Below are 5,725 nucleotides of genomic sequence, written 5' to 3' on the forward strand. Positions count from 1 at the left end.
AGTGAGGGATTCGAACCCCCGGTGGGTTTGACCCCACGTCTGATTTCAAGTCAGGTGCATTAAACCGGGCTCTGCCAACTCTCCTGAAGTGCTGCGTATAATAATGAAAAAAATATGTGTGTAAAGCGCTAATTACTGTAAATCTAATCAAGTGCTGATTTGATAAACAATATGCTCAATATTTGGCTTTAAACCACTTGAAATTCGTAATATACGCTAGCTATGTTGCCACAGAAACATGCTTGCAGGTTTGTCTAATAACGTTAGCCGGTAAAAATTATCTGCTGCGCGTTGATTTGCCCCGTAGCACACATGAAGTGGTAAAAGATGCTCTTCTCTGGGATGGGCAAATGTAGCCTCAGGTGCATCTTGCCAATGAATTAATGCATCAAGTCTATGTTCATTCTCTAAAAACTTAGTTGTCATTGTTTCTTGCAGCCACAAATCAAATTGCGCTGCGCGCTCATACAACGATTGCTCGCGTTTAAAGAAAGCACTCATATTGTGAAACGATGAACCTGAACCTAATAAAAGAACATTATCGATACCGCTTTTTAGTATGGCTTCGCGTAAAACACTACCCAATTTGAGATGAATCTGAGGCTCAAGGGTTTGTTTAAGTGATACTTGAATACACGGGATATCAGCGTTTGGATACATTATTTTTAGTGGTACAAACATTCCATGATCGTAGCCCCGCTCCCCATCTAGCTGCGATGCAATACCATTTTGACTAATCGTCTCACAAATGTGTTCAGCAACATGTGTATTACCTTTCGCAGGATAGGCAATTTTATATGCCTTATCAGGGAAACCATAGTAATCGTAATACAACTCGGGGGTTGCATTTGACTGTACAGAAACAAATGGTGCTTCCCAATGCGCACTAACAACAATAATCAAATCAGGCTTATCCATATCGCTAACAAGCTGCTGTAATGTAGTCACCATTTCAGTGTGACTGCTATCACCTAGCAGTGGCAATGGCCCCCCTCCATGAGAAATATAAGCGGTTGTTAATTTTGTCATAACACACCCTTCACTATCGCTAATTGTTACAAACGTAGATACAAAAAAGCGGTAGAGACAATCGTTCTACCGCTTAACACACTGATCTGTTTATTCAAATTTACTTGCGATAGCTTTATCGACAGAGAACTTTCCGCCGCCTTGTATAGCAAGGGCAACGGTAATGGCAAGCAACGACAACGCGAACTCGTAACCGTTGTTACTCATGAACAAACCATTGCTAAAGTGAACACTGAAAATAGCGATTACCATAGTAAAAGCACTAACGATAGCGGCTGGTCGAGTGAGTAAACCTAAAATCAGCGCTATACCTCCGAAGAATTCCGCACTGCCCGCCAATAAAGCCATCAAGAAGCCTGGCGCCAGACCAATGCTTTCCATCCATTGACCAGTACCTTCTAAACCGTAACCACCAAACCATGCGAATAATTTTTGCGCGCCGTGCGCAGCTAAAATAATCCCCGTAGGTACACGTAGTGCAAGATTCGCTAGGCTGTCGTTAGTTGTAAATAGTTTATTTAGTAGTTGCTTGTTCATGATCGTTTCCTCAATATTTCGATTTCATTTCACGTGTTAGCGCGGTTGGCTAACGGTATGGATATAGAATAGTTTCCAATATGATTTGAATAAAGACGTCAAATATTGAATGATTACCAACAAAACGTTTGCAATTGGGTAAAATACAATGGACAGAATTGATCTTTTAAAAACATTTCTCGTTGTGGCGACTGAAGGTAGTTTTACGAGAGCTTCAATAAAACTTAATACCTCTAATCAGTTAGTCAGCAAATACATTGCCCAATTGGAGAAACAATTAGATGTAAGGCTATTTAACCGAACCACACGAAAAATTCACCTCACTGAAGCAGGGCAACAGTGCTTACAACACGCTAGGCACATAGTTGAAAGTATGGATGACATGCAGGGTCAGTTGGGCTTACTCAACACCCAAGCAAAAGGCGTTTTACACGTTAGTGCACCTGTGTCATTTTCCACACTTCATTTGTCATCTTGTTTAGGGGCGTTCCAACAGGCACATCCGCAGGTATCGGTAAACCTTCAATTAAACGATAGAAAGGTCGATGTAGTAGATGAAGGCTTTGACGTTGCGCTTAGAGCAGGACAACTAGCTAGCTCGTCGCTGGTGGCGATAAAAATAACGACAATAAAGTTAACTCTCTGCGCGTCACCGGCTTATTTGAAACAGTACGGTACACCTTCTCATCCATCAGAGCTTCACCCAGATCACTACCTTGAATACGCTTTTGTTAATTACGACAACGACGACTCTGAATTAATACAAGCGCTCAAAGCTAATGCGCAAAAACGTACTCCACGCCTAACAGCAAATAATGGAGAGGTACTTACCGACGTTGCAAAACATGGGCTCGGTTACGTATTACAGCCAACCTTTATTGCATACAACGCCATAAAAAATGGTGAGCTTGTGCCAATATTAGAAGACTTCGTCCCACAATCTATTGCGCTTTATGCCGTTTACCCCCACAGAAAATTGGTTTCCAATAAACTGCGTGTTTTTATCGACTTTTTAAAAGCTTATTTTGCAGACACGCCGTATTGGGACGAGTGATTATTCAATAGCACTGCGTTGAAAATCACTGTCCACAACACACTGTTCATAGTGTTAAATCAAGTAGCCACTACGTTCTAAATGTTTCCATAATGGCTGGAACCCCAGGAAACATGCCAATAAGCGCCATCACCATACAAAGTACAACAAAGGTAACACCGGGTATTAGCCACCGCCCCCGTTTACCTAGTTCTTCTGCTCGGTCTTTACATCCAACCAAACCTAAATTATCTAATAACATGGTAAATGACCAACCAAAAACAGGGTTAACAAGTACCGACGAAATAACTACTAATGCCGCAGACTGGGTAGTTTTGCCCTCACGTGTCATCTGCATGCCAGCTTCCATAAGGGGGAGAAAAACCCCTACAATTAAAGCCACACACAACACAGGTGGCCAAATCGCTAAATCCATTGGATATCCCCACAATGCGGCAATGATGCATAGTATACCTGTAACCAATGCACCACCTGGTATTGGTCGACGAGCAATGGATGCAGGAATTATGTACGTCCCCCAAGACGATGCAATGTTTCCACCACCGAGTATACTTCCTACCGCCTGCCTACCAGACGCTGCGATCATGGTGTCATCAATGTCCATCAACGCTCTTTCACTCTTTTTAGGATAACTGAGTTTTTGAAAGACTTGGTGTCCTAGGAAATCAGGTGACCACATAGCCACAGCCAGCACTGCAAAAGGAAGTACAGCGATAAAGTGTGAAAGACTAGGAAGCCCAAGTTGCCACCCACTTGACTCACCCCACCAATACGAAGGGTTTAAATGTGGAATGCCTGGCGCTGTAGTGAATTCAAAAGGTGCGCCTAATGCAAGCGCTAGCACTGCGGCCATGGCTGCGCCTAAAGGTATGGCTAGCCATCGTTTTTGAATGTGCTCTAACCATGCATACATCAATATGGTGGCAATAAGCACAACAAAAGCAAGATATGCCATATCGAAAGATTCGGCCCATGCAAATAACTTCTTAACCTGGCCAGTTATTCCAATAAATCCCAAATACAGCAGTAGACCTCCGCACACACCATTACTGGTTAGCTTAGCAAGCGCACTTCCACCTTTTGTAATGCCCAACAATAAACCAAAAAAACCAATTAGAAGGCCAAGCGCCATTGGATGACCGCCAGAAGCTACGATGATTGGTATAAGCGGTAGTAGCGGACCATGTGTACCAGCCAAATTGGCAGAGGGATTGAGGAAACCCGAGACAAAGATTACAAAAAGCACCGCAGCTATAAGCAGTTCAAATCTTACATTTTCTATTACAAAATCAGCGGACAAGCCTAGTGGCGCAGCAAAGGCCCCTACTACAGCGGCAACCATAACAATTTTACCAATGGTGGCGGCAACACCCGGTACGAGATCTTCCCACTCAATACCGTAGTCTTTAAAGGGTAAGTTAGGACGCCACCGCTTCGGTGATAATACTTGCAGTTCATGATTGAGGTAGTCTTCTCGATTATTGAAGTTTGAACTGCCTTTGTGAAGAGATTGATAGCTGGGTTGTTCGTTTGACACTTAACACCTTCGTACTGCGCGAAAAAAAATGCAAAGCCTAAAGGTGTCGGCAACAGGTCACAATGCGACTCTGGTCGTATACTTTAGTATAAAGCCATCAATCGATCTCACAGTTTTGCTGCCCTTCGATGCAAATTGAGCCAACTATCTCGGTATCGTTCTGATCAACTGTTGTATCTGTCATATCACTTATAAAATCTGTCAATAATGCTTCGTTAATCATAGCCATCATCTGAATATGGCTCAGCGACGAGTACTGCCTTACAACAATATCGCTTTCTTTCCTGAGCAATTCCGGTAGCTCTATGTTACTGCCTACAATCTCATCTTTTAATGACATGTAAATCCGTGTTTTGTGTGCTAACCAACGTTGCAGTAAAACAACGATCTGTGGCTCCATCATATAGCCTGGAAAAATGATGATAAGCTCATTTTGTAAAACTTGCGTCGCAATTGGCTCTATTGTGCCTGCATATGTCCATTTAGTAGTTGAGTTTCCACCACTAAGCGTCAGGTCTATGCTAAACCCTTCGTCATTAGCGTGGCTTTTAGAATGGCGTAAGGCATATAGCTCAATACAATTGTGCGGCTCACTACACGCTAGGTTTGTCTCAACAATTTGACTCAAGTCAGCTTCAATTTCATTGGCTTCAGGGTTTGCAATTCGATGGGCAATATACGACGCGCAACCGCTAAGTGCAGTGAGAGCTATAGCCAATGTTCCAACACGAACGACTGAGCGTAAAAAGGTTTGACTCGTCCGATTCATCAACTACCCGCCCTATCATGAAGACGAGCAATAGTAGTAAACGTTTCAAGCGACTTTTTCACGTGGCTTTTAGAAACGGGCGTAATACCGGCTAGCCAGCAATTATTTTCGTGCGCGATATCAAGCTTTAGCGCAATCTGCATGACCGATGTCGTTAAAGTATGTGCAAATTGGCCAATGCCTAGCTGTTTTATTTGCTCACTAAAGGAAGGTACTTCTTGAGTCACCTTTGATGACATGATTTCTGTCATAATCTTTTCATGAATACACGCCGCTAACTGTCTATGCGTGATGGGGGTGTCTAAAGGATATGTGCACGCCAGAAGGGCCTTATCGTTTTGACTCACTGATGTGTCTAAAGGCACCCAGAAACCAAAGGCTCGTTGAGTTGAATTGGCGCTATTTACACTATTCGTGTCGTCTTGCATGGTGTCTTCCTTGAACCTAACGCTAACGAAACCGTATTATAAAAGTCTTTAAAGTTCAAATACTAAAAAGCAAAAAAACCGCAACAATGTGCGGTTTTTTAGGATATGGCGGAGGGATGTGCTCGGGTACATCCTGTACCCGCCCCTTCGGGCGCCTTCGGCGGCACCAATCGTTCCCGACGATTGGTCAAACCCGCGGGATTCTTATCAAGTCCGCATTTTCCTTCAGACAAAAAAAAAACGCCCCACATTACTGTGAGGCGTTTTTTTTTAATATGGCGGAGAGTGAGGGATTCGAACCCCCGGTGGGTTTGACCCCACGTCTGATTTCAAGTCAGGTGCATTAAACCGGGCTCTGCCAACTCTCCTGA

The 5,725-nt window shown here is 43.4% G+C and carries 6 protein-coding genes and 1 tRNA gene; 1 reads left to right on the forward strand and 6 read right to left on the reverse strand.

Annotated elements, in window-relative coordinates; all coding sequences use genetic code 11:
- Positions 1–216: 216 nt before the first annotated feature.
- Both LHL20_RS20455 and LHL20_RS20460 read right to left on the reverse strand, forming a co-directional pair.
- Positions 217–1,029: a dioxygenase family protein gene (locus tag LHL20_RS20455; protein WP_226434619.1), complete on the reverse strand. Its 813-nt coding sequence runs from the start codon at positions 1,027–1,029 to the stop codon at positions 217–219.
- Between the two features lie 90 nt (positions 1,030–1,119).
- Complete coding sequence (locus tag LHL20_RS20460; RefSeq protein WP_226434620.1) at positions 1,120–1,566, reverse strand: DoxX family protein; 447 nt, start codon at positions 1,564–1,566, stop codon at positions 1,120–1,122.
- A gap of 148 nt (positions 1,567–1,714) precedes the next feature.
- Here LHL20_RS20460 and LHL20_RS20465 point away from each other — a divergent pair, with 148 nt between their 5' ends.
- Positions 1,715–2,620 carry a LysR family transcriptional regulator gene (locus LHL20_RS20465; RefSeq protein WP_226434621.1) on the forward strand — a complete coding sequence of 302 codons (906 nt, stop codon included), beginning with the start codon at positions 1,715–1,717 and terminating at the stop codon, positions 2,618–2,620.
- Positions 2,621–2,690: 70 nt separating this feature from the next.
- Here the strand turns inward: LHL20_RS20465 and LHL20_RS20470 are convergent, their stop codons facing one another.
- The 4 genes from LHL20_RS20470 to LHL20_RS20485 all read right to left on the reverse strand — a co-directional run bounded on the left by LHL20_RS20470 (position 2,691) and on the right by LHL20_RS20485 (position 5,722).
- Positions 2,691–4,157, reverse strand: coding sequence for a DUF3360 family protein (locus tag LHL20_RS20470; RefSeq protein ID WP_226434622.1), 1,467 nt, complete (start codon positions 4,155–4,157; stop codon positions 2,691–2,693).
- Between the two features lie 97 nt (positions 4,158–4,254).
- On the reverse strand, positions 4,255–4,926 hold the full coding sequence (locus tag LHL20_RS20475) for a hypothetical protein (protein ID WP_226434623.1): 672 nt from the start codon (positions 4,924–4,926) through the stop codon (positions 4,255–4,257).
- Positions 4,926–5,354, reverse strand: a complete 429-nt coding sequence (locus LHL20_RS20480; RefSeq protein ID WP_226434624.1) for a hypothetical protein — start codon at positions 5,352–5,354, stop codon at positions 4,926–4,928. The genes LHL20_RS20475 and LHL20_RS20480 overlap by 1 nt, the downstream gene beginning before the upstream one ends.
- A 276-nt stretch (positions 5,355–5,630) precedes the next feature.
- Positions 5,631–5,722 (reverse strand) — tRNA-Ser (locus tag LHL20_RS20485).
- Positions 5,723–5,725 lie beyond the last annotated feature (3 nt).

The organism is Alteromonas sp. McT4-15, assembly GCF_020515205.1.
Lineage (GTDB): Bacteria > Pseudomonadota > Gammaproteobacteria > Enterobacterales > Alteromonadaceae > Alteromonas.